The sequence below is a fragment of the Truepera radiovictrix DSM 17093 genome, assembly GCF_000092425.1.
GTDB classification, from domain to species: domain Bacteria; phylum Deinococcota; class Deinococci; order Deinococcales; family Trueperaceae; genus Truepera; species Truepera radiovictrix.
Map to the genome: position 1 here is coordinate 90,001 of NC_014221.1, position 22,840 is coordinate 112,840.

The window sequence follows — 22,840 nt, forward strand, 5'->3', positions numbered from 1 at the left end:
ATCCAGGGTGCCAAGAAAACCCTCTAAGCGAAGAAGCGAGAGCGCCCGTACCGAAAACCGACACAGGTGGGCGAGTGTAAAAGCACTAAGGCGCGCGAGAGAACTCTCTCTAAGGAACTCTGCAAAATGGCCCCGTAACTTCGGGAGAAGGGGTTCCGCGGGTACCGTGAGCGAAGGCTTGCGGGAGGCGGGCACAGGAAATCGGCTCTAGCGACTGTTTACCACAATCACAGCACTCTGCGAACCCGGATAGGGGAGGTATAGGGTGTGACACCTGCCCGGTGCCGGAAGGTTAAGTGGAGGGGTGAGAGCCCTGAAATGAAGCCCCGGTGAACGGCGGCGGTAACTATAACCGTCCTAAGGTAGCGAAATTCCTTGTCAGGTAAGTTCTGACCTGCACGAATGGTGTAACGACTGGAGCGCTGTCTCGGAGAGAGACTCGGTGAAATTGAACTGGCCGTATAGATGCGGCCTACCCGCAGCAGGACGAAAAGACCCCGTGGAGCTTTACTACAGCTTGATATTGGCGTTAGGACCGATCTGTGTAGGATAGGTGGGAGACGTTGAAGCCGGTGCGCCAGCATCGGTGGAGTCGCTGGTGAAATACCACCCTGATGGGTTCGGACGTCTAACCTGCGCCTGTGATCCAGGTGAGGGACAGTGTTAGGCGGGTAGTTTGACTGGGGTGGTCGCCTCCCAAAGCGTAACGGAGGCGCACAAAGGTTCCCTCAGCACGGTCGGAAATCGTGCGTAGAGCGTAAGGGTATAAGGGAGCTTGACTGCGAGACATACAGGTCGAGCAGGGACGAAAGTCGGTCCTAGTGAACCGGTGGTACCGAGTGGAAGGGCCATCGATCAACGGATAAAAGTTACCCCGGGGATAACAGGCTGATACCGCCCGAGCGTTCATAGCGGCGGCGGTGTTTGGCACCTCGATGTCGGCTCGTCATATCCTGGGGCTGGAGAAGGTCCCAAGGGTCCGGCTGTTCGCCGGTTAAAATGGCACGCGAGCTGGGTTCAGAACGTCGTGAGACAGTTCGGTCTCTATCCGCTGTGGGCGTAGGAAAGTTGAGGAGAGCTGTTCCTAGTACGAGAGGACCGGAATGGACGCACCGCTAGTTTCTCAGTTGTCTACCAAGGGCATAAGCTGAGTAGCTATGTGCGGAACGGATAAGCGCTGAAAGCATCTAAGTGCGAAGCCGACTCCAAGATGAGCTTTCCCATCCCCTTGTGGGAGTAAGACCCCCGGAAGACCACCGGGAGATAGGCTGGGCGTGTACGCACGGCAACGTGTTTAGCGGACCAGTACTAATCGGTCGAGGACTTAACCTCTAGTTTATGGACTCATCCCCCTTATCGCCGTTTCGCTGTCGTTATTTTGCTCTTCGCGCCTATAGCGGCATGGACCCACCCGATCCCATCCCGAACTCGGAAGTTAAGCATGCCAGCGCCGATGATAGTTGGGGGGCGACCCCCTGCAAAAGTAGGTCGGCGCGAGGACCTTATCTTGAGGTGCGCTCATCGGCTACGGCTGGTGGGCGCTTTTCTTGTTTTGCCCCTTTTCGCCCCTTTAATTCACTGAGCTCAGTACCGACTCTACCTCAAAGGTGTAGAGCATGGACGCAGCTTTGCGTCCCTAGTATGGGCCTGGTATGGGGCAGCAGGCGAGCCTTCAAACCCTGTGGCTTTCAGCAGTGTTCGTGGCGCAGAAGCTCTCACCACAAGACAGCCTGGTTGCCGACTGCAGCAAAGCTGCTCTCGAGCCCACAGGTCTACAAGCAAATCGGGTCTATAAACAAACGAGGTCCGGACGCAACTCCGGACCTTCGCCACTGCTTTGAGTACGGCTTCCTCAGGCCTCGAGCGGCGCCGCGCTTACTCGGTAGGTGGGTTCAGGTGGCGTGTAACGCTGAAGTTGTAGGGGCCGGTGGTGGCGTTTTGCGGGTTGATCGCGTCCCAGGGGGCGACGACGAAGTAGTAGAGGCCACCCGTCTGTGAGGCATAAAGGACCCTCGAGGCGCGCCCGTTGTAGTCGTCGTTAAAGGCGACCTGTTGACCCGCCTCGTTGTAGACGCCCAACAGGGTGTCGGGCTGCCCGTCGACAGCGGTCACGATGTCCCCGACGACCGTCGCGCCAGCGGGCACCTCCACCTGGAAGATGTCGGTGTCGCCTTCGGTGAGCTCGGCGTCGAGGGCGCTGCCCAAGGGGATCCTCTGGGCGTCGGTGAAGTCGATGTTCTGAATCGAGGTGCCGATGACCACCGCCGAGCCGTTGGGCTCTTCCTCCTCGCCGATGTAGCGCGCGATGTCGAGGTCATAGAGGTTAAAGGGGCTGTTGCTCCCCTCGAGCCCGCTCGTCTCCGTCACCTCGATGTAGGCGAGGCCGTCTTCGGGCGCTTCGAACTCGACGAAGGGGTTGAGGGTAAAGGCCTGGGTGCTGCCGCTCTGGGCGATCGGCGTGCCGGAGGCGTCGTAGACCGTGAGCGCCGGGGCGACGTTCCCCGAGGCGGTTTTCAGGCTCGCGCGGTAGACGCTGCCGGCCGTGACGGGGATGCTGTAGACGTCGACGTCGCTCGCAGCTTCCGGGTCGTAGAGGCTCGCGCGCACGGTGACGCCGACCTCCTCGAGCTCGGCAGCCGTCTCCAGGGTGTTGTTGGGTTCGAAGGGGTCTTCGAAGGGGCTCAGCTCGAGCGCCAACCGCACCGCCGTGGCTTCGCCGGGGCGGATCTCTACGCTCGTCTGCGCGGTTCCGACCTCGATGCCGTGGACCGACCGGTAGGGTCCGCTGGCCTGAAGGGTGTAGCGACCCGACGGCATCTGCTGAAAGAGGCCGATGCCCAGGGGGGTGAGCAGGGTGCCGTCGGACGTTTGGGTGTACTTCACCGCGGCGTCCCCGTCTTCCGGGATGAGCGTGAGCCCAACCTGCGGGACGCGGATGTCGGGGTTACCCGCCCACACGACCTCGGCGAGGAGGGAACCGCCGTCGGGGATGGGGTCGCCGGAGAGCACCCGGGCCACGGCCGCCGCCGAGTCGGCGATGCCCGCGCCCAGCGCGCTGCGCTCGTAACCGCTCGGTTGGAAGGCCGTTTCAGTCAAAACGCGCTGCACCTGAGCGGCGCTCGGGAGGGCGGTGATGTTGCCCTCGGCGTCGCGTTCGGCGCCCGCTTCGAGGATGAGCGCTGCGGTGCCGGCGACCGCTGGGCTCGAGAACGAGGTGCCGTTGATGTAGGTGTAGGCGACCTCCGGCTCCTCCTCGCTGCACGAGGCGCCGTCGGGGGTCGCGAAGATGCAGCCCCGCGTGGTGGTCGTCCAGATGTTCTCCCCCGGGGCGGCGAGGTCGAGGTGCAACCCGCGGTTGGAGAAGTTCGTACGCGTCCCCCGCGCGGTCGTCGCCGCGACGTTGATGAGCCCGGGGTTCCACGAGGGGAACGAAGGCCCTTCGGTCGGCGTATTGCCCGCCGAGGTCACCAGCACGATCCCCGAGGCGAGCATCAGGTCCATTGTGTCCTTGATGAGTTGGTTGTAGAAGGCGCCGCCCCACGACATGTTGACGATGTGGACGTACGGCCCCGTCTCGGGGTCGGTGCCGGGGGCGCGGTCGTCGCCGCCGAAGGCGAAGTCGGGGCCCAACACTGCAAAGATCGCCGAGTTGACGATGGCGCTCAGCACCAGACCGCCCTGCTCGGGTTCGTTGATCGCCAAGGGGACGATGCTGGCGCCGTAGGCGGTACCGCGCCCGCCGAGGTCGTTGCCGACCGCCGCCGCGGTCCCCGCGACCGACGTGCCGTGAAAGCCGACGCCGTCGTGCGGCGTTTCGGGGGTAATGAGAGCGGCTTCGATGGGAACCTCGGGGTTCGAGGCGGCGAAACCGTCGAAGCCCGGGTAGAACATGTTGTCGACCAAGTCGGGGTGGCGGTGGTCGATAAAGTCGTCGTGGATGCCGATGCGGATGCCGCTGCCGGAGACCCCTTGGCTCCACGCCCCGAGCGAATTCATCTGCCGGTGCATCCACTGCCGGCCAAACTCGGGGTCGGAGACGCTGACCTGGGTGGGCGAAAGGGCGGTCGTCGCGACGCCCCGAGCCGGTTCGGGCCGAAAGTGCACGAGGTTGGGTTCGGCGTAGCGCACCCCCTCGAGCCGTTCGGCGCTGACCTTGGCTTTGGGGACGCTGAGGCGCGGCGGCAGCTGCAGGAGCGCGGCGCGCAGGAGTGGCCAGTCTTGCTGCACGGTAGCGCCGAGCCGGCGCGCGATGGCCTCGGGGGAGGCGCCCTCGCGGTAGCCGACGATGAGCTGGCCGCGGATAAAGCTCTGGTCGCCGACGCGGTCGATGGTGTAGGAGGGCGTGGGGTTGCGGACGCTGGGGGCGGGCGGGTTGAGGGTGCACGCGGCGAGCGCTAGGGCGAGGAGCAGCGTGCCGATAACAGAGCGCGTCACAAGGGCCTCCTAGAAGCTGCCGTCACCGGTCGAGAAGGTGTTGACCGGGCCGTCCGAAACCCCGAAGCCGACGCCGAGCAGGTCGAAAAAGTCGGCGGCGATGGAGACGGCGTTGACCCCTTCGACCTCGTTGTCTTCCGTGATGGTTCCGTTTGCCGTGACCGCGATCGGCTGCCAGTCGTAGCCGTGAAACGGTTGCAGCGTCTCGTTGACGGCGGTGCCGTCGAAGTTGTGGGGGATGCCGCCCGCGGTGATGCCGCTGTCATCGCGCAAGACGGCCACCCACTCGACCGGGCTGCCTTCGGCGTGAACGCGGTCTAGCACCAGCGCGCCGATAAAGAGCAAGCTGCTGCGGTTCTCTACGGAGAACTCGTAGACGGGGGAGACCGAGACGTTGGTCGCGTTGTTGCTGGGGGAGAGCGCGTTCACGTAAAAGGCGGGCAGGGGGGTGACGCTGCTGTCGCCGGAGAGGGTGTTCTGGTCGCCCAAGATCGCCTCGATGCGGTAGGTGGCCTCGACGCCCGCCTCGAGCCCGGCGGTGGCGTCGCGGAAGGTGCAGATGATCCCCGCGTCCGGGTCGAGCGGGCCGGGCTGCTCGTCTTCGGTGAGCGTGGCGCAGATCTGCTCCGGACCGACCTGCCCGATGGGCCAGAAGCGGCCCTGGGTGGCGAGCCGACGGTGCACCCGAAACGCCGTGGGGAGCGCCCCACCCTGGTAGGCGAAGTCGACGTCGACCCAGGTGATGACCTCGTCTAGGGCGTTTTGCGGCCCCAGCGTCGGCGCTCCCCCTCGAGCCTCGGTGGCGAGGCGTTGCAGCGCGCTGACGTCGTTGTTGCGAACGGCGTCTAAAAGCGCGCGTCCGTCGAAGGGGCGGATCCGGCTGAGCGGTCCGAAAACGGCCGTGTCGCCGAAGGTCACCGCGAACGCCCCCAGATTGGTGACCTCGGCGAGCCGCCCTGCGGTTTCGGCCGGGGTGATGGTGACGTAACGGATCACCTCGGTGCGGTTGAAGTTGACGTCGTAAGCCACCACGTGGAGGCTGGTCTCGCCGCTAAAGGCGGCCGTGGGCAGGTTGACGGTGGTCTCGACCCCGCCGTCGAAGGGGAAGAGCGTCCCGGGGACGGCGGCGTTGAGAAAGCCCGAGGTGCCGCGGCTGGTTCCCAAAGCGGCGGTACCGAAGCTGAAAAAGCCGTTGCTTTCGGGGGAGGCGACGGTGCCGCTCACCGTAAAGCTGAGCGCCCCCTCGGGGCCCCCGGGGAAGCTGTCCCCGTTCTCGACGCTAATGCTCAGCGTCGGGGGGATCGTCGGCAAAAAGGGGTCGAACGCCTCGGCCTGGATCGTGTCGTACCTGGTCTCGGCCTGGTCGTCGACCCGCAGCCCCTCGACCCTCGAGGTGGCGTAACCGTCTTGCGTAAAGGTGAGGGTGTGCAGGCCCGCCGGGACGTCCATGATGCGGTAGAGGCCGCTTTCGTCGGTAACCGCGCTCAAGTCGGTGCCGGCGACTGCAACGGTGGTGCCCGCGACGTTGGTGCCCGCCTTGCGGTTGACGACGTACCCCGCGATGCTGCCCGTGCCGGGTTGCCAGGTGGTCTGATCGAGAGGGGGGGTGCCGCTTGGGGTCCGCGCGCACGCCGCGAGCAGGAGGAGCAGGGCAAAAAGCGCCCGTCTGGGAGTTCGTCTCATGGCTGCCTCCGTGAAACGGATCGTCTTCCGGATGACGTGAGGAGTTCTGTCGCGCTCCGGAGCACGCTCCGGAAGCCGCTTTTCGCCGGTGACCTGACGCCTCCTCTCCGGCTCAAAGAGCCTTCACGAACCTCATGCAGGCTGCGCGTATTAAACCACATTCGGTCGTCCGAAAACGTGTCTACCGAAGGGGCGAGCGCTCTGCCAAAGCGCTTTTTGGGGGTCCTACCAGACCGAGGAAGCTTCGCCGGGTGGCGCACACGCGAAGGCTCGGCGACGTGCTATTGTCACTAGGGTTTTGGCGGCCCTGACGCTGTCCGGCACGCAAGCGCTCAACGGCTCTGACCGCAGCGTCGACGAGCCCGGCGCCCCGGTGGCGCGAACCGTACGGTAACGGGTCCCGCACCCAGCAAAGGTGACATCGAGCGCTGGTATCTCGACCTTCGGTCAGCGTGTGCGCCTGACCGACTCGCCGGTAGGAGGAGGCTTCGGTTTTGAAAAGCGTGCTAGACAAGCGGCGGCTCAGCGCGAGCGACGCAGCCGACCTCTACGGGGTGCCGACCTGGAATGGCGGCTACTTCCAGATCGGCGCTGGCGGTCTTATGGAGGTCGTCACCGGCGAACGCGAGCGCGTGCCCCTGCCCGACATCATCGCGGAGCTGCGCGAGCGCGGCGTCTCCCTGCCGCTTATCCTGCGCTTCCCGCAGATTTTGGAAAACCGCTTAGAGCGCCTTAACCGCGCCTTTGCAGAGGCGCGGGAGAAGTTCGGCTACGAGAGTCACTACCAAGGGGTGTTCCCCATCAAGGTCAACCAGCGCCGCGTCGTCGTCGAGACGCTCGCCGAGGCGGGGGCGCGCTTTCGCACGGGGGTCGAAGCGGGTAGCAAGGCGGAGCTGGCGCTCTGCTTGGTGCAAGACATCCACCCCGAAGCGCTCCTATGCTGCAACGGTTTCAAAGACGACGACTTTATCCGCCTCGCGCTCTGGGGGCGGCGGCTCGGCAAAAACGTGGTGATCACGCTCGAGAAATTCACCGAGCTCGCGCGCGTGCTGCGTATCAGCGAGGAGATGGGCATTCGGCCGGCGTTGGGGCTGCGCTACAAGCTGCACGCCCAGGGCTCCGGGCAGTGGGAGGACTCGGGCGGCGACCGCGCCAAGTTCGGCCTCAGCACGAGCGAGATGCTGAGCGTCACGCAGAGTTTGCGCGAGCGGGGGATGCTGGACACGCTGGTGATGGTGCACTGCCACGTGGGTTCGCAGGTGACCGACATCCGCAAAATTCGCACGGCCGTGCGTGAGGCGGCGCAGACCTACGTCGAGCTGCGCGAGCTCGGCGTCGAGATCCGTTACCTCAACGTCGGGGGCGGGTTGGCGGTCGACTACGACGGTTCGAAGACGAGCTTTTACGCCTCGGCCAACTACGGGTTGCAGGAGTACGCCGACACAGTGGTCTACACGGTGTTGGAGACCTGTCAACAGGCGTCGGTGCCGCACCCCGTGCTCGTGTCCGAGTCCGGGCGCGCGCTCACGGCGCACCACGCCCTGTTGGTGCTGCCGGTGATCGACGTCGTGGGGCCCACCAAAACGGCCGTGACGCTCCCGCCGCTGGAGGGGGAGCCGCACACGCTGGTCGCCGACATGCGCGAACTTTTAGAGACGCTCAGCGTCAAAAACTACCGCGAGGTCTTCTACGACGCGGCGAGCAACAAAGACACCATGCATAGCCTTTTCGACCTCGGCTATTTGAGCATCACCGAGCGCGCGCACGTCGAGGAGCTCTACAACCGCATCCTCGCCAAAATCGCCCGCATCATCCGCGACCTCGACTACGTCCCGGACGACTTCGAGGATCTGCCCAAACTGCTGGCGGACAAGTACATCTGCAACTTCAGCCTCTTCCAGAGCCTCCCCGACCACTGGGCGATCGGTGCGCTTTTTCCCATCGTCCCCCTTTCGCGCCTCGACGAGCCGCCCACCCGCGACGCGACGCTCGTCGACATCACCTGCGATTCGGACGGCAAGATTGAGAAGTTCATCGACCTGCGCGACGTCAAAGCGACCCTGCGGCTGCACGAGGTGCGCAAGGGCGAGCCGTACTACTTGGGGGTCTTTTTGATGGGCGCCTATCAGGACGTGCTCGCCAACGCCCACAACCTCTTCGGCCGCGTCAACGAGGCGCACGTGCGCGTCTCCGAGGACGGCTTTACGGTCGAGCGCATCGTCAACGGTCAGAAGGCGCGGCGGGTCATCGAGAACATGGGGTACGAGGCGCCGCAGCTGCGCGCTTGGCTCTTCGAGGAGGCCGAGGAGGCGCGCGCCGAGGGGCGCCTTTCGGCCGAGGAGGCGGAGGCGCTGGTGGCGACCTACAACGCTGAGCTCGTCGGCTACACCTACCTCGAGGATATCTAGGGCGAGATAGCTAGCGGGGCCCACCCCAGACGGCGCGGCGGGGCGTGCGTGTTGCCCCGCAGACTTGCCAAGGGGGCGAGCGTTTGTTAAACTACCCCTTGCCCCTAAGGGGCGCGCGTTCCGCGGTAGCTCAGTGGTAGAGCGATCGACTGTTAATCGATTGGTCGCAGGTTCGAGCCCTGCCCGCGGAGCCAAAAGAAAAGCCGTCAGAGACGGCAAAAGTAAAACCCGCCGGGAGTGGCGGGTTCTCTTTTTGGGTGCGTTTGCACCTTATTTGCACCTACGGTACAGCTTCAGTTAGGCTCACCGCGTTCGGTGAGTAAGCCGACAGCGAGATGGGGGCGCGTCTTACGGGGCCAAGCCGTTGTGCCGAAGCCCCGTTCACCACCACCCCTTGCGCTTAAAGAACACGAGCAGCGACCCCCCGATGGTCACAAAGGTGGCCCAAGCGAAGAGGTAGCCGTAGCGCCAGGCGAACTCGGGTTCGTACTGAAAGTTCATCCCCCACACCCCTGCCAAAAAGGTCAGCGGCAAGAAGACGGTCGAGACGGTCGTCAGCGTGCGCATGACCTCGTTGAGGCGTTGGTTTTCGATGTTGAGGTAGACCTCGAGCAACCCCGTGAGCACGTCGCGCGCGGTGTCGAGGCCGTCGTAGACCCTGGCCAGGTGATCGGCGACGTCGCGCAGATAGAGCGCCCCTTCGGGGGAGAGCTCGCTCGCGTGCCGGGAGAGCTGCGCGACGTTTTCGCGGGCGCTAGAGGCGTGGCGACGGGCGGCGATCATCGTGCGCCGCAGCGTAAAGACCTCCTGGTAGAGGGGGCTTTCGCGTCGTCCTCCGCCGTGGTCCTCAAACGCGCGGCGCTCGAGCGCGTCGGTGCGGTCCTCGAGCTCGTCCAAAAAGGTGAAGAAGGTGTCCGTGCCGCGCTGCAGCAGGGTGTAGAGCACCTCGACGGGGGTGCGCTCGGCGAAGCGGTCGAGCTCCTGCCAGACGGCCTCGAGGTAGCCGACCGGTTCGTGGCGGAAGGTGATGAGCGCGCGCTGCTGGGGAAACCAGAAGAGGTCGATCTCCTCGGTACGTTCGGTGAGCGCTCCGGGTTCGGCGAGGGTGCGGAAGATCAGGAAGAGGTGCTCGGGGTAGCGCTCGAAGCGGCTCCAGTGCTCGGTGGCGAGGGCGTCCTCGAGGGCGAGGGGGTTAAACGAGAAGCTCTCCTGGAGCGCCGCGACCTGCTCGCGGGTGGGGTTCTCGAGATCGATCCAGACGCCGTGACGTTGCCCGCACCAGGGCGCGTCGGCGCACGCTGAAAGGTCCTTGACGCGGATGTTGGGGTGCGGCGCTAGGGCGGGCTCGGGGTGGGGCGTGAGGGGCGCGGGGTCTGCCATAGAGCGCAGCCTACTCGGACCGGCGGTGGCTTTGCCGCTTCGCGTGACATACGCCGCCCGCGGGGTTGGGGCCATCGCTAGAGCCGTCAAACACGCTGTTAAAAGCGTGATAGCGTTGAGGCCTAACGTAACTAGCGGAGGGGTGAGACGGTTGAACCACTTTGATCGTGGGGCAAGGTTGGTGGTTCACTTCGCGCGCGAGGAGAGCGCGCAGCTCGGCCACACCATGGTGGGGCCCGAACACCTGCTGCTGGGGCTGCTGCGCGAGGGCGGGGGCGGCGCTAGGGTGTTGCACGAGCTGGGGTTGAGCCTCGAGGGGGCGCGCCGGCGCGTCGTCGCGCTCATCGGTGTCGGTGCCGGTCTGCCGCGCGGCGAGGTCGCCGCGCTCACCCCGAGCGCGCGCCTGGTGATGGCGTTCGCGCTCTCCGAAGCGCGCGCGCTTGGGAGCCGTTTGGTGACGACCGAACACCTGCTCCTCGGGCTCTTACGCGGCGGTGACGGGCTGGTTTTCAGGGTGCTGCAGCGCGCCGGGGTGGCGCCGAGCGAGCTTCGCCGCCGCCTTAAGCTCTCGGGCGCCGCTGCGGGGATGCCCGAGGAGCGGCTGCTGGCGCCCCTGTACTTTCGGGCTGCCCCCGAAGCGGCGCCCCCGCCCGCGACGGCGACCCGGGGGGGGTGGCGGCTGCTGGGGCGCGGGGCGCGGCACCTGCTGCGGCGGCGTTAGGGGGTGCTGCTCGGAGCCGAACGGGGCGCGGGCTGCTATGCTGCTAGGGTGTTAGCCAAACGCATCATCCCCTGCCTGGACGTGCACAACGGGCGCACGACCCGCGGCCAACAGTTCGGCCGAGCCGAGCACGGTGAGCTAAGAGACGTCGGCGACCCCGTCGCCCTGGCGCTGCGCTACGACGAGGGGGGCGCCGACGAGCTCGTCTTTTACGACATCACCGCGACCGCGGAGGGGCGGGGCGCGATGCTCGACATCATCACGCAGGTGGCCGAGCGCTGCTTTATGCCCCTCACCGTCGGCGGAGGGGTGCGGACGCTCGCCGACTTTCGCGCGCTCTTTTTGGCGGGGGCCGACAAGGTCTCCATCAACTCGGGGGCGGTGGCGAACCCCGAGGTGGTGCGCGCGGCAGCCGAGCACTACGGGTCGCAGGCGGTGGTGTTCTCCATCGACGCCAAAAAGCGCCCGGACGCCTCCGGTTGGGAGGTCTACGTGGCGGGGGGGCGCAAGGCCACGGGGTTGGACCTGCTCGAGTGGGCCGTGCGGGGTCAGGAGCTCGGGGCGGGGGAGATCGTCTTAAATAGCATCGACGCTGACGGGATGAAAACGGGGTACGACCTTGAGGCGACCCGCGCCGTGGCGCGCGCCGTGGACATCCCTGTGATCGCCTCGGGGGGGGCTGGCAACGCCCTTCACATGCGCGACGTACTGCTCTACGGCGAGGCCGACGCGGCCCTGGCGGCGGGCATCTTCCATAGCGGCCAGACGACCGTGGGCGAGGTCAAGCGCCTCTTGGCCGCGGCGGGCGTGCACGTGAGGCTCGTGCAGCATGCTACACTCGGTTGGTGAAAGCCTTTGAGGTGCCCGTCAAACTCTCCGAAGGGAAGCTCGAGCTGCCCGACGAGCTTTTGGGTCTCGCCCAGAACCCCAGCGCGCGCCTGTTGCTCCTCGTCGACGAGGAGGACGATTGGGTACGGCTGAGCGAAACCCAGTTCGCCGCGGGCTATACGGACGCAGACAGCATCTACGATACGCTTGAGTAGCCCCCGCTTCTCTGCGGGTGAGGTCGTCTTGCTCACCTTCCCCTTTACCGGAGTGCTCGGCGCAAAGCGCCGCCCAGCTCTCGTTCTTTTGGACGCGGGCGACGAGGACATCCTCGTGGCCCGCATCACGAGCGCTCTTGCACGTAGCGCCTTTGACGTCAAGGTGCAGAACTGGCGGGGTGCAGGGTTGTTGCTCCCTTTGGTGGTCAGGCTCCACAAGCTCGCGACCCTCGAGAAGCGGCTCGTGGCGCGCATGTTGGGGGCGCTCGGCGCAGAGGACAGGGACGCCGTACGTGGCGTGCTCGCCACCATGTGGACGGCGTTATGAACCGCGAGCTTCGGCTCGAGACCCTCGCCGTGCACGCGGGCGCCGAACCCGACGCGGCGACCGGCGCGGTCACCCCACCCATTCACCTCTCGACGACCTTCGAGCGCGACCCCGACGGCTCATACCCCAAGGGCTTCGTCTATAGCCGCACGGACAACCCCAACCGGCGCGCGCTCGAGGCGGCCCTGGCGGCGCTCGAGGGGGGCGAGGCGGCGGCCTGCTTCGCCTCGGGTTCGGCGGCCGTCGCCAGCGTGTTGCGCACGCTCCGCCCCGGCGACCACGTGCTCGCCCCCGACGACCTCTACCACGGCGTCCGCAAGCTGCTCCAACAGGTCTTCGTCCCGTGGGGGCTAGCGGTCAGCTTCGCCGACCTGTCGGACACGGCGGCGGCGGCGCGCGCGCTGCGGCCCAACACGCGGCTTATCTGGGTCGAGACCCCCTCGAACCCGCTGCTCAAACTCACGGACATCGGGGCGCTCGCGGCGCTCGCGCGTGACGTCGGGGCGCTCTTGGTGTGCGACGCGACCTGGACGCCGCCACCGGTGACGCGCGCGCTGACGCTGGGCGCCCACCTGGTGGTGCACTCCACGACGAAGTACTTAGCGGGACACTCGGACGTGCTCGGCGGGGCGGTGGTAGCGGCGCGCGCCGACGGGACCTTCGAGCGGCTGCGCGCGGTGCAGAACCTCGAGGGGGCGGTCCCGTCGCCCTTCGACTGCTGGCTGGTGCTGCGCAGCCTCCGCACGCTCCCCTACCGGATGCGCGCTCACTGCGACAACGCCGCTAGGGTGGCCGCCTTTTTGGCGGGGCACGCGCGGGTTGCGAGCGTCCACTACCCCGGCCTCGCCTCGCACCCGGCCCACGCGCTCGCCGCGCGGCAGATGGCCTACCCGGGCGGGATGCTCTCGTTCCGGGTCCGCGGGGGAGAGGCGGCGGCGATGGCGGTCGCGGCCCGCGTGCGGCTCTTTACCCGCGGCACCAGCTTAGGCGGGGTGGAGAGCCTCATCGAGCACCGCGCCAGCATCGAGGGGCCGGAGAGCACCACCCCCCGCGACCTCCTGCGCGTCTCCGTGGGGCTCGAGCACCCGGACGACCTGATCGAAGACCTCGAGCAAGCTATGGCTGAGGACCTCACGTAGGATGAACCTTCGCCGAGCGCTCCTCGAGGCGGTCGCCGAACGTCTCTTGGCGACCCCTTCGCCCTTCGTCCTCCGGGTCGCCATCGACGGGGTGGACGGCGCGGGCAAGACGACCTTCGCCGACGAACTCGCGCCCCTTCTCGCCCCAAGCCGAGCGGTCATCCGCGCCTCCGTGGACGGCTTTCACCATCCGAGAGAGGTGCGCTACCGACGTGGGCGCACCTCGCCGGAGGGGTTCTACCGCGACTCGTACAACTACGGGGCGCTAAAGCGCTTTTTGCTGGACCCCCTGAGCCCCGGTGGGTCGGGGTACTACCGGACTGCCGTCTACGATGTTGAAGCGGAGCGGCCGGTCGAGGTGCCCGAGAAGCTCGCGGCGCCCGGTAGCGTGCTGCTGCTCGACGGTATCTTTTTGCACCGCCCCGAACTGCGCGACGCCTGGGACGTGTCGGTGTGGCTCGAGGTCCCCTTCGAGGTGTCCGTACCCAGAGGCGCTGCTCGCGGGCCCGGCTTCGGCTCCCCCGACCCCCACGCCGAGAGTAACCGCCGCTACATAGAGGGGCAGAGGCTATACATGTCTGAAGCCGAGCCTCGGCGCCACGCCACGATGGTCGTCAACAACGAGGATGTGAACGCACCCTATGTCGTGGCGCGATGAGTCGGCAGTGGCGACGCGCAACGAGCGATGCGTGCAGGGTTTCTACTCACTGCTCGTCGCGCGGAACTCACTGCTAAGATAGGCGAGATTGCGAGGAACACCATGTCTCAGACCGCTCAGACCGCAGCGCAAGCCAAGACCCAAGGTCCTGTTTCCGACTTTATCCGCCACCACTACCGCCACTTCAACGCCGCCGCGCTCGTCGACGCCGCCGACGCCTACACGGCGCACCTCGCCTCGGGGGGCCACATGATGGTGACGCTCGCGGGGGCCATGAGCACCGCCGAGCTGGGGCTCTCGCTCGCGGAGATGATCCGCGCCGACAAGGTGCACATCATCTCGTGCACCGGCGCGAACCTAGAGGAGGATGTCTTTAACCTCATCGCCCACGACTTTTACGAGCGGGTGCCCGCGTGGCGCGACCTGAGCGCCGAGGACGAGCAGGCGCTTTTGGAGCGCCACATGAACCGCGTGACCGACACCTGCATCCCCGAAGAGGAGGCGATGCGGCGGCTCGAGCGCGCTTTGCTCGACGAGTGGCGGCGCGCGGACGCGGCCGGCGAGCGCCTGTTCCCGCACGAATTTCTCTACCGCCTCATCCGCTCGGGGGCGCTTAAAGAGCACTATCAGATCGACCCCAAAGACTCGTGGTTGGTGGCCGCCGCCGAAAAAGACCTGCCGATCGTTGTCCCCGGTTGGGAGGACTCGACGACCGGCAACATGTACGCCGCGCACTGCCTCACCGGCGAGATCACAAACGTCCACACGGTCAAGACCGGCATCGAGTACATGATGGCGCTCGCCGAGTGGTACACGAAGACCGCGCCGGAGCACTCGGTAGGCTTTTACCAGATCGGCGGCGGCATCGCGGGCGACTTTCCCATCTGTGTGGTGCCGATGCTGCACCAGGACCTGCAACGCGAAGGCGTGCCGATGTGGGGCTACTTCTGCCAGATCAGCGACTCGACGACCTCCTACGGGTCGTACTCGGGCGCGGTGCCCAACGAGAAGATCACCTGGGGCAAGCTCTCGGTCGACACGCCCAAGTTCATCATCGAGTCGGACGCGACCATCGTGGCGCCTTTGATGTTCGCGCTGATCCTCGGCTGGTGAGCCCCCGCGGGGCGGTCCGCGCTAACTCAGCTCGACCGCCCCGCCCTCGTCGCCGTCAAACCACGCGAGTTCGACCTCCAAGCTGTGCTCGACGCCCCGCGCTCCCTTCTCCTCGTCCTCGACCTGGAGCTCGAGCGTGAGCTGCTGCGGGGGCTCGAGCACGACCTCTTCGCCCCCCGAGCGCAGCGTGATGCGGCCCTCGTCGAGCTTGTCGGCGAGCTGCCGGAGAAACGCGCTCACCTCGCCGCGGCTTTTACGCTCCTCGCTCTTAAACCGTCTCACTTCCCTTCCCATCGGTCCTCCTTTAGGGCTGCGGCCCTCGCCGCTACGGCCCCCTTTAGGCGTACCACCTGAGTGTGAGCGAACGACGAGCCGCGCGCGGCTCTACAGTGAGGCGCTGAAGCAGCGGTGATCTACTAAATCTAGGTTCTGTTGACGTTTCACCGTAGCCAGATGAGGGTAGAGGCAAAATGGAGGAAACTGAGGTAATTGCGAGCGAGCTTGTCGAAGCGCGAGAAGCAACGTCTGTAGTGTTTCAGCTTGCCAATGAAACATTCGATGAGGTGGCGTTCTTTGTAAAGCTCCGGGTCATACGCGCTGGGGTCTTTGCGATTTGACCTGGGTGGAATAACCGCTTGTGCTCCGTTCTCGGCGATAGTGGTGCGGATGTGTTCGGCGTCGTAGCCTCTGTCGCCAAGAACGAAGTCGGCTTCGTACCCCGTCAGCAAGGCCTCAGCGTGAGGTGCCTCGTGCGCTTGACCTGCCGTGAGCAAGAGACGCAAAGGATTGCCCAAAGCATCGACGGTTACGTGAATCTTGCTGCTGAACCCACCTCTGCTGTAACCGAGGGCTTGCGCTTCTTGCCCCCTTTTACTTTGGGTGCGCCCGCAGCACAAGCATGTGCGCGAATCACTGAGCTGTCAATCATTACGCTTTCCATATCGGGGTCGGCGGCAAAATGCTCGAACATCTCATGCCAGACTCCCCGCTCGCTCCAGCGGTCAAAGCGTTTGTAGACGCTGTTCCAACTGCCATACTTCTCTGGCAACAAGCGCCACTGTGCGCCGCTGCGGTCCATCCACATCACAGCCTCGATAAAGCGTTTGCACTTACGCGCTTTGCCCACATGTACCCGAGGGTGCTCGCGTAGAAACTTGAGGATTTTTCGCCACTGGTCTTGCCTGAGTTCTACCGTGCTCATACCTATTTCTAGCATCTACGCTCGTTAAAGTGTCAACAGAACCTACTCACAGGACGTGGAAGCGAAGGGCGCGGCACCCTCCGAGCTCGCTACGCGTTTGGTACCGGGACATCGGGGCGCTGCGTACCCGATCACCCCTTTGCTTGCAGCGCCGCCTTGGTCGGCCCGACGATAAGCGCGCCAAACACGTCCCCCATGCGCTCAGGGGGATAGGGCATGTCCCGCTCGAGCCACCACTCGAGTAACGCAACGCAGGCGTGGACGACGTGATGCGCGGCGACCTCCAAGGGCACAGCGCTCCCCGGACGGTCGTCGAAGGTCTCGCGAAAGCTTCTCGCGGCGACCTCCAGGGCGCGTTGCAAAGGGCCGTGGTGGCGGGTGCGCAGCAGCACCCGGTAGAGCGCGGCGTTGGCGGCGGCGTGCCTAAAGAGCCGCGTGCCCGCCCCCCTGGGGTCGTCGGTGGCCGACAGGGGCCCCAAGAGTTCGGTGAGCTCCCGCAGCGTCGCCTCCGAAACGGCCTCTAAGAGCGCCTCTTTGCTCGCGTAGTGCCGGAAAAAGGTGGCGTAGCCGACGCCCGCCCGCTCGGCGAGGTCGCGGACGCTCAGGTGCTCGAAGCCGCGCTCGAGGGTGAGCGCGACGAGCGCCTCCCCTAGGGCGCGGCGCGTGCGGGTGACGCGCAGGTCCTCCCCCGCGGCGCGCTTAGGCGTCTTTAGCGGCGTCGGCGTCAACTGTCACCTCCCTCATCGTGGTGGGTGCTCCCCAGGGATATGATACACCGTGTTTCATACCGCTCGTCACACCGGTGACGAGACGAGGGGTGAAGAGGCCATGACGGATTCGAGAGAAGGCTGTCCCGTTCACGCCGCGCCTCAGAGCGGGCTCAAGGATGTCCGCAAGGTCGCTCGCCGGTCCGCGCCGGGGGCGCCCGCTATAGAGCGCCGCGGCGAGGTCTGGCACGTCCGCTCATACGCGCACGTCAGGGCGATTTTGCGCGACGCCGAGGCGACCCGTCAAGCGGGCTTTAACGCCGAGAGCGTCGGGGCCATCCGGATGCGCCAACCCGTGCTCTTTCAAGACGGCCCCGAGCACAAACGCTACCGGACCGCCGTGGCGCGCTTTTTCACCCCCAAGACGGTGAGCGAGCGCTACCGCGCGATGATGGAGGCGCTCGCTCGCGAGCTGATCGCTGAGCTTGTCCAGCGCGGCCGCGCCGAGCTGAGCGCGCTGAGCTTGCGGCTCGCGGTGCAGGTCGCGGCGCAGGTCGTCGGGCTGACGAACTCGAGGGGGATGGAGGGGCGCTTAGAGGCGTTTTTCCGCCTCCAGCGCTTTGACGGCCTCTCCCGGAGCGCGCGCGTTCTAAGCGGCGCGCGCTCCCAACTCCGGCTGCTGCGCTTCTACCTCCTCGACGTGCGCCCCGCGATCGCGGCGCGGCGCCGCGCGCCCCAAGAGGACGTCATCAGCCACCTCCTCGAGAAAGGCTACAAGGAGGCCGAGATCTTGAGCGAGTGCGTCACCTACGCGGCGGCGGGGATGGCGACGACGCGCGAGTTTATCAGCTTAGCGGCGTGGCACCTGCTCGAAGATGGCGAACTCCGGCGCACCTACGTGGCGGGGGACGCCGCCACGCGGCAGCGCGTGCTGAGCGAGCTCTTGCGGCTCGAGCCCGTCGTCGGGCACCTCTACCGCCGCGCGGTGCAGGAGATCACGCTGGAAGGCGCGGGCCAGACGGTCCGGATCCCCGCCGGCGCCCTTTTGGACCTCTACGTGCACGCTGCCAACACCGACCCCGAGGCCGTGGGGAGCGCGCCTTTGGCAGCGTGCCCGGCGCGCGCGCTCGCGCCCGGGGTGCAGCCGGCGGTCATGAGCTTCGGCGACGGCGCGCACCGCTGCCCGGGGGCCTTTATCGCGCTTCAAGAGAGCGACATCTTTCTGCGGCAGCTCCTGGCGCTCCCCGTGCGCCTCGTGCGCCCCCCCACCCTGCGCTACAACGCGCTGATCGAGAGCTACGAGGTGCGGGGGCTCGAGGTCGCGCTGGATTAGCCCGAACGCGCCTGGCGTGGGGGCGACGGTTTCGCGGAGCGTGGCTGCCGGTGTCTCCGGAACGTCACGAACGTCACCAAGAACGCTTTCCCACGACGCTCTCTCACGTCGTCGACCCGAGGATAGCTGCCATGAGGAGGACACGCATGCCCACCCCACGCGCTAAAGCCGCCCACGCACGAGCCGCCTACACACAAGCCGCCCCCGTACAAGCTGCCCTCATAGGCGTCGCCGCCGGGATGCGCGCCGCCGTCGCCCCCGCTCTCGTCGCGCACCACGTGAGGCGCTCTCCTCACGCTCCCTTGGGGCGGCTCGGCTGGTTGGGCTCGAGGCGGGCGGCGGGGGCGCTCACGCTGGCCGCCGCCGGCGAGCTCGTCGGCGACAAGCTGCCCGCGACGCCCGACCGCACGGACCTCGGACCGCTCGTCGGACGCGCCCTCTCGGGGGCGCTCTGCGGCGCCGCGCTCTGCCGCGCCGCGGGGGGGCGCGGGGCGCGCGGCGCGCTCGTCGGGGCGGTTTCGGCGCTGGGGGGGGCGTGGGCGTTCTTTCACCTGCGGCGGGCCCTCACGGCGGCGGGGGTGCCGGACCTCGCCGCGGCGCTCGCCGAAGACGGCCTGGTCTTGGCCCTCGCTGAAGCGGCGCTCGGCGCCCCCCGCAGCGACCGGGTTGGCTGAGCCCCGCCGCGGACGGTGTAGCGTCAGGGTCTAAGCGCGTGCGCCGGGCGGTGTGCAGGGGCGCGCCTTACACCGCGCACCGCACGCACCCCTCTGCTACCGTTTCCGTATACTGGGGGTGGTCCCCAACTGTTCGGAAGGCTCGCCGTGATCCCTGAAAGGACCCCTATGCGGATTGCTTTCCCCAAAGAAGCGCCTCCGGAAACGCGCGTGACCCTGACGCCGACGGTCGCCGCGAAGTTCGCCACGTTGGGTGCTGCGGTTAGGCTCGAGGCTGGCCTCGGCGCCCCCTTAGGCTTCTCCGACGACGCCTACCGCGAGGCCGGTGCGGAGGTCGTCCCCAAGGAGGGGCTTTTGGAGGGCGCTGAGGCCGTGGTGCGCCTGAACCCGCTACGCGAGGACGAAGCGCGCGCGCTCCCCGCCGGCGCCGTCGTCGTGGGCCTGCTCGACCCCTTTCGTAATCTGGGCGCGGTGCGCGCGCTCGCCGAGCGGGGCGTCAGCGCGCTCTGCATGGAGCTCATCCCCCGCACGACCTACGCGCAGAAGATGGACGCGCTCTCGTCGCAAGCGAGCCTCGCGGGCTACGCCGCGGTGGTGCTCGCCGCCGAACGCCTCGACAAGGTGCTGCCGATGATGAGCACCCCGGCGGGCACCATCGCGCCGGCGCGGGTGTTCGTCGTGGGGGCGGGGGTCGCCGGGCTCCAAGCGATCGCGACCGCCAAGCGCCTCGGCGCGCGCGTCGAGGCCTTCGACACCCGCCCCGTGGTCGAGGAGCAGGTGCGCTCCTTGGGCGCCAAGTTCGTCAAGATCGACGTCGGCGAAACCGGCCAGACAGCGCAGGGCTACGCCACGGCGCTCACGACGGAGCAGCTCGAGCGTCAGCGGCAGGGGATGGCGAAGGTCTGCGCGGCTTCGGACATCGTGATTACCACCGCCCAGGTGTTCGGCAAACGCGCGCCGCTACTCCTCACCGAGGAGATGGTCGCCGGCATGCGCCCCGGCAGCGTCATCGTCGACCTCGCCGCCGCTACGGGGGGCAACGTCGCGGGCACCGTGGCGGGGGAGGAGGTCGTCAAAAGGGGCGTGCGCCTCGTCGGGCTCACCAACCTGCCGGGCGCGGTCGCCCGCGACGCCTCGCAGATGTACGCCGCTAATGTCTACAACCTCATCGAGCACCTGTGGGACAGGGCGCAGGGGCGCGTGGTGCTCAGGCTCGAGGACGAGGTGACGAGCGCGTGCCTGCTGACGCACGAGGGCGCCGTGCGGCACGCGGGGGTGCGCGAGCTGCTCGAGTCACTCGGGGCGCCTACCCAAGCGGAGGCCGCCAAAGCAACGGTTACGGAGGAGCACCATGAACCCACCCCCTGACACCCACACCCTCCTGCTGCTGCTCTTTATCTTCGTGTTGGCCCTTTTTCTCGGCCGCGAACTCATCACCAAGGTGCCGTCGCAGCTCCACACCCCGCTGATGTCGGGGTCGAACGCGATCTCGGGGATCACCATCGTCGGGGCGATTCTCGCGGCGGGGAGCGAGGGGGCCTTTAGCACGGCGCTCGGGGTCGTCGCCCTGGTCGCCGCGACCATCAACGTCGTCGGCGGCTATCTGGTCACCGACCGGATGCTCGGCATGTTCAAAAAGGGCGGGCGCTAGCGTGAGCGTGCTGACCAACCTCCTCTACATCGCCGCGTCGGTCTTCTTTATCTACGGCCTTAAGATGCTGGGCCGCGCCGACACCGCGCGCCGCGGCAACCTCGTGTCGGCCATCGGGATGCTCCTAGCGGTCGTCGCGACGCTCCTCGTGGGCGGCCTCAACCTCGTCTGGGTGGCCGTCGGGGTGCTCGTCGGCGCCGCCATCGGGGCGGTCGCCGCGTACCGCGTCAAGATGACCGCCATGCCGGAGATGGTGGCGCTCTTTAACGGCTCGGGGGGGCTCGCGAGCCTCCTGGTGGGGTGGGCGGAGTACCACCGGGCGCTCCTGACGCCGACCTTTACCGCTGTGGCCATCTTTTTCGCCGTGCTCATCGGCGGGGTGGCCTTTACGGGGAGCCTCGTGGCGTTCGGCAAGCTCTCCGAACGGCTCCCGGGGCGGCCCATCCTGTTTCCCAACCAGCACCTCTACAACGCCGCGCTCGGGGCCCTGGCGCTCGCTTTCGGCGCGATGTTCGCCTTAGCGCCCGACACGGTGGGCGGCTACCTGGCCTTCGCCCTCGCGCTCCTCGCCGCGCTCGTGCTGGGCGTCACGCTCGTCATCCCCATCGGCGGGGCGGACATGCCGATCGTCATCTCGCTGCTGAACGCCTACTCGGGGATCGCGGCGAGCGCGGCGGGGTTCGTGCTGCAAAACAACGTGCTCATCGTCGCGGGCTCGCTCGTCGGGGCGAGCGGGTTGATCCTGACGAGCATCATGTGCAAGGCGATGAACCGCTCCCTGACCAACGTGCTCTTCGGCGGGTTCGGGGCGGCGCAGGGCGCTTCGGCTGCGGGGGGGGCGCAGGGGGAGGTCCGGGCGATCACGGCCGACGACGCCTACTTCTTGCTCGAGGCGGCGAGTAACGTGCTCATCGTCCCGGGCTACGGCATGGCGGTCGCGCAGGCGCAGCACGCCGTCAAGGAGCTGGCTGACCTCTTGGAGGAAAACGGCGCGGAGGTGCGCTACGCCATCCACCCCGTCGCGGGCCGGATGCCGGGGCACATGAACGTGCTTTTGGCCGAAGCGAACGTGCCCTATGAGCAGCTCGTCGAACCCGACGACGTCAACCCGACGATGGACGCCGTCGACGTCGCTATCGTGATCGGCGCAAACGACGTGGTCAACCCCGCCGCCCGTGAAAACCCCGGCAGCCCCCTCTACGGGATGCCGATTATCGACGTTGACAGAGCGCGCACGGTGTTCGTGCTCAAACGCTCCCTGGCGTCGGGCTTCTCGGGGGTCGAGAACCCACTGTTTTTCAAGGAGAACGCCCGGATGCTCTTTGGCGACGCCAAGGGGACGGTGTCGCAGCTCGTCGCGGCGTTTAAGGAGGCGTTGCGGGACGCGGCTTAAGCGTCCACCACCTCGAGCGCCTGGTATACTACGGTCGTCACTACCCGTGGCGAGAACCTTGACAACCCCCTATAGGTCGTCTCCGATCGGCTCAGTATGTCTCAGAGTTAGTCATTTGTCTTTAGCGGTTATCCACAGCCAACGTCTAGTCCTTTTGGGGTTATCCACAGGCCAAGCTGTGGATAACTTAGGGGGTGTCAAATGACCCCTCAAAAACCCCTTGCCAGACGGCCCTCCCAGAGGGTAGAGTTGCAAAAGGGTCTGCCCCGTCAGGGGATTGAAACTTATGAGGCGTTCCAAAGCCCTTTTCACCTCCTGGCTGGTTGCAAAAGGGTCTGCCCCGTCAGGGGATTGAAACACGGAAACAGGGCCGACCCGTCTCCCCTTCAGAATAAGTATAGTTGCAAAAGGGTCTGCCCCGTCAGGGGATTGAAACCGGCACCACCACCCAGTGGGTCTCGTCGGCGTACCAGATGTTGCAAAAGGGTCTGCCCCGTCAGGGGATTGAAACCCTCTGACGGAGAGCCGTAGAGCCTCCCCGTCATTTTTGTTGCAAAAGGGTCTGCCCCGTCAGGGGATTGAAACTAGTGGTGCACTAGCTGCGCCTCGAAGAGGTCGAGCGGCACGTTTTGAACTGGCCTGGGGGTTGGTAGAGGATTGCTCCAGTTGCCTAAAGCGCGGTGAGCCTAACTGAGGCTGTCCCGTAGGTGCAAATATGGTGCAAACGCACTCCAAAAAAAGCGCCCGCCATCTCCGGCGGGTTTTACTTTTACCGTCCCTGACAGGTTTTGTTTTGGTGGGCCCTGTTGGACTTGAACCAACGACCAATCGATTATGAGTCGACTGCTCTGACCGACTGAGCTAAGGGCCCGCGTCTAAGAGAGCTGGCCCCAGCATACCACGCTCGAGGCTGTGCGGCCCGCGGGTTCGGTGCGCTGGAGCGGCGCGTTCTCAAAAAACTCTAGCGCTCCCCG

General features: G+C 66.4%; 18 protein-coding genes, 2 tRNA genes, 2 rRNA genes, 1 pseudogene and 1 CRISPR repeat array (1 of these 24 cut by a window edge). Of the genes and pseudogenes, 16 read left to right on the plus strand and 7 right to left on the minus strand.

Annotation, left to right across the window (positions count from 1 at the left end):
- Positions 1 to 1,332 (plus strand): 23S ribosomal RNA (locus TRAD_RS00400) (it extends 1,620 nt beyond the left edge of the window).
- A 51-nt stretch (positions 1,333 to 1,383) separates the two neighbouring features.
- Positions 1,384 to 1,500, plus strand: a 5S ribosomal RNA gene (gene rrf, locus TRAD_RS00405).
- A gap of 375 nt (positions 1,501 to 1,875) precedes the next feature.
- Here the strand turns inward: rrf and TRAD_RS00410 are convergent.
- Both TRAD_RS00410 and TRAD_RS00415 read right to left on the minus strand, forming a co-directional pair.
- Positions 1,876 to 4,434 (minus strand): S8 family serine peptidase, encoded by a 2,559-nt coding sequence (locus TRAD_RS00410; RefSeq protein WP_013176601.1) that lies wholly within the window; start codon positions 4,432 to 4,434, stop codon positions 1,876 to 1,878.
- A gap of 9 nt (positions 4,435 to 4,443) precedes the next feature.
- Positions 4,444 to 6,117, minus strand: coding sequence for a carboxypeptidase-like regulatory domain-containing protein (locus tag TRAD_RS00415; RefSeq protein WP_013176602.1), 1,674 nt, complete (start codon positions 6,115 to 6,117; stop codon positions 4,444 to 4,446).
- A gap of 494 nt (positions 6,118 to 6,611) precedes the next feature.
- Between TRAD_RS00415 and speA the strand changes: the two genes are divergently transcribed.
- Positions 6,612 to 8,525 (plus strand): biosynthetic arginine decarboxylase, encoded by a 1,914-nt coding sequence (gene speA, locus TRAD_RS00420; protein ID WP_013176603.1) that lies wholly within the window; start codon positions 6,612 to 6,614, stop codon positions 8,523 to 8,525.
- Positions 8,526 to 8,644: 119 nt separating this feature from the next.
- Positions 8,645 to 8,719 (plus strand) — tRNA-Asn (locus tag TRAD_RS00425).
- Positions 8,720 to 8,906: 187 nt separating this feature from the next.
- Here the strand turns inward: TRAD_RS00425 and corA are convergent.
- Entirely contained in the window at positions 8,907 to 9,905 is a 999-nt protein-coding gene (gene corA, locus TRAD_RS00430; RefSeq protein ID WP_013176604.1) for a magnesium/cobalt transporter CorA, read from the minus strand.
- Between corA and TRAD_RS00435 the strand changes: the two genes are divergently transcribed.
- The 7 genes from TRAD_RS00435 to TRAD_RS00465 all read left to right on the plus strand — a co-directional run bounded on the left by TRAD_RS00435 (position 9,844) and on the right by TRAD_RS00465 (position 14,907).
- Positions 9,844 to 10,626: a Clp protease N-terminal domain-containing protein gene (locus TRAD_RS00435; protein ID WP_083770696.1), complete on the plus strand. Its 783-nt coding sequence runs from the start codon at positions 9,844 to 9,846 to the stop codon at positions 10,624 to 10,626. The two genes, corA and TRAD_RS00435, sit on opposite strands and share 62 nt — an antisense overlap.
- 48 nt (positions 10,627 to 10,674) lie before the next feature.
- Positions 10,675 to 11,475, plus strand: a complete 801-nt coding sequence (hisF, locus tag TRAD_RS00440; RefSeq protein WP_041947075.1) for an imidazole glycerol phosphate synthase subunit HisF — start codon at positions 10,675 to 10,677, stop codon at positions 11,473 to 11,475.
- On the plus strand, positions 11,472 to 11,669 hold the full coding sequence (locus TRAD_RS00445) for a hypothetical protein (protein ID WP_013176607.1): 198 nt from the start codon (positions 11,472 to 11,474) through the stop codon (positions 11,667 to 11,669). The genes hisF and TRAD_RS00445 overlap by 4 nt, the downstream gene beginning before the upstream one ends.
- Positions 11,662 to 11,997, plus strand: a complete 336-nt coding sequence (locus TRAD_RS00450) for a type II toxin-antitoxin system PemK/MazF family toxin (RefSeq protein WP_013176608.1) — start codon at positions 11,662 to 11,664, stop codon at positions 11,995 to 11,997. Before TRAD_RS00445 ends, TRAD_RS00450 begins: the two co-directional genes overlap by 8 nt.
- A complete protein-coding gene (locus TRAD_RS00455) occupies positions 11,994 to 13,136 on the plus strand; it encodes a trans-sulfuration enzyme family protein (RefSeq protein WP_013176609.1) in 1,143 nt (380 codons plus the stop codon). Before TRAD_RS00450 ends, TRAD_RS00455 begins: the two co-directional genes overlap by 4 nt.
- Before the next feature lies 1 nt (position 13,137).
- Positions 13,138 to 13,794, plus strand: coding sequence for a nucleoside/nucleotide kinase family protein (locus TRAD_RS00460; RefSeq protein ID WP_013176610.1), 657 nt, complete (start codon positions 13,138 to 13,140; stop codon positions 13,792 to 13,794).
- Positions 13,795 to 13,896: 102 nt separating this feature from the next.
- Complete coding sequence (locus TRAD_RS00465; RefSeq protein WP_013176611.1) at positions 13,897 to 14,907, plus strand: deoxyhypusine synthase family protein; 1,011 nt, start codon at positions 13,897 to 13,899, stop codon at positions 14,905 to 14,907.
- A gap of 21 nt (positions 14,908 to 14,928) precedes the next feature.
- Here TRAD_RS00465 and TRAD_RS00470 read toward each other — a convergent pair whose 3' ends face one another.
- The 3 genes and pseudogenes from TRAD_RS00470 to TRAD_RS14910 form a co-directional block, all read right to left on the minus strand.
- Positions 14,929 to 15,201 (minus strand): amphi-Trp domain-containing protein, encoded by a 273-nt coding sequence (locus TRAD_RS00470; RefSeq protein ID WP_013176612.1) that lies wholly within the window; start codon positions 15,199 to 15,201, stop codon positions 14,929 to 14,931.
- Between the two features lie 146 nt (positions 15,202 to 15,347).
- Positions 15,348 to 16,108: pseudogene (locus TRAD_RS15540) on the minus strand (IS5 family transposase).
- Between the two features lie 131 nt (positions 16,109 to 16,239).
- The gene (locus TRAD_RS14910) at positions 16,240 to 16,836 is read right to left on the minus strand and encodes a TetR/AcrR family transcriptional regulator (protein ID WP_013176613.1); all 597 of its coding nucleotides are present in this window, start codon (positions 16,834 to 16,836) and stop codon (positions 16,240 to 16,242) included.
- Between the two features lie 100 nt (positions 16,837 to 16,936).
- Here TRAD_RS14910 and TRAD_RS00480 point away from each other — a divergent pair, with 100 nt between their 5' ends.
- From TRAD_RS00480 to TRAD_RS00500, 5 genes are all read left to right on the plus strand, one after another.
- Entirely contained in the window at positions 16,937 to 18,148 is a 1,212-nt protein-coding gene (locus TRAD_RS00480) for a cytochrome P450 (RefSeq protein WP_013176614.1), read from the plus strand.
- Between the two features lie 146 nt (positions 18,149 to 18,294).
- Positions 18,295 to 18,822 (plus strand): DUF4126 family protein, encoded by a 528-nt coding sequence (locus TRAD_RS00485; protein WP_013176615.1) that lies wholly within the window; start codon positions 18,295 to 18,297, stop codon positions 18,820 to 18,822.
- Between the two features lie 168 nt (positions 18,823 to 18,990).
- Positions 18,991 to 20,190, plus strand: coding sequence for an NAD(P) transhydrogenase subunit alpha (locus tag TRAD_RS00490; protein ID WP_013176616.1), 1,200 nt, complete (start codon positions 18,991 to 18,993; stop codon positions 20,188 to 20,190).
- On the plus strand, positions 20,174 to 20,473 hold the full coding sequence (locus TRAD_RS00495) for an NAD(P) transhydrogenase subunit alpha part 2 (RefSeq protein WP_013176617.1): 300 nt from the start codon (positions 20,174 to 20,176) through the stop codon (positions 20,471 to 20,473). The genes TRAD_RS00490 and TRAD_RS00495 overlap by 17 nt, the downstream gene beginning before the upstream one ends.
- A 1-nt stretch (position 20,474) precedes the next feature.
- Positions 20,475 to 21,866 carry an NAD(P)(+) transhydrogenase (Re/Si-specific) subunit beta gene (locus TRAD_RS00500; RefSeq protein ID WP_013176618.1) on the plus strand — a complete coding sequence of 464 codons (1,392 nt, stop codon included), beginning with the start codon at positions 20,475 to 20,477 and terminating at the stop codon, positions 21,864 to 21,866.
- A 248-nt stretch (positions 21,867 to 22,114) separates the two neighbouring features.
- Positions 22,115 to 22,451: a CRISPR direct-repeat array (repeat unit 36 nt; unit sequence GTTGCAAAAGGGTCTGCCCCGTCAGGGGATTGAAAC).
- A gap of 209 nt (positions 22,452 to 22,660) precedes the next feature.
- Here the strand turns inward: TRAD_RS00500 and TRAD_RS00505 are convergent.
- A tRNA-Ile gene (locus tag TRAD_RS00505) sits at positions 22,661 to 22,737 on the minus strand.
- Between the last annotated feature and the right edge of the window lie 103 nt (positions 22,738 to 22,840).